This window comes from Brevibacterium metallidurans, from assembly GCF_037101285.1.
Classification (GTDB): domain Bacteria; phylum Actinomycetota; class Actinomycetes; order Actinomycetales; family Brevibacteriaceae; genus Brevibacterium; species Brevibacterium metallidurans.
On sequence record NZ_BAAAAF010000067.1, the window covers coordinates 1 to 588 of the forward strand.

Annotated in this window: 1 protein-coding gene; it reads right to left on the bottom strand. The window is 59.0% G+C overall.

Features of this window, described 5'->3' with window-relative positions; translation table 11 throughout:
* Positions 1-58 precede the first annotated feature (58 nt).
* On the bottom strand, positions 59-588 hold a 530-nt coding region (gene ulaC / locus AACX88_RS17555), incomplete at its 5' end, for a PTS ascorbate transporter subunit IIA (protein ID WP_339394139.1).

The window sequence follows — 588 nt, forward strand, 5'->3', positions numbered from 1 at the left end:
TTTGGTTATCCAGCGCAACCTGCAACATTGGTAACTGAGACATCGTATAAACTCCCTCTTAAACAGCCGCCGCGGTGGCGTTTTCAATTAAATCCAGCACGTCCTGCTCGGTGCGGCAGGCGCGTAAACGGTCGAAATTCGCTTCGTCATCAAATAGATTAACGATCTGCATGATGCCCACTTCCTGGTGGGTGGCGGCGTCAACGGCCGCCATAGTGATCAGGATGTCGACCGGGTCGTTATCTTCGTGATTAAAAATCAGTGGTTTTTTCAGCGTCACCAGTGCAAAGCCGGTTTTCTTGACGCCCTCTTCCGGGCGCCCGTGCGGCATCGCCAACCCCGGCGCGATAACAAAATAGGGGCCATGTTGTGCTACGCCATCGAGGATCGCCTGGTAGTAACGTGGTTCCACCACGTCGGCGGCCACCAGCAGATCGCTGGAGAGTCTTTCACGCAGGCGCGGCAAGAGCATGGCGCCGCCGATGGCGCCCAGCGTGCGCAGGCATTCCAGCAGCCGCACCTTGCCGAGCGGTTCGCCGTGCAGCGCCAGCAGCATCACCAGCGTGCGCTCGGCCGGCGTGCAGGCAT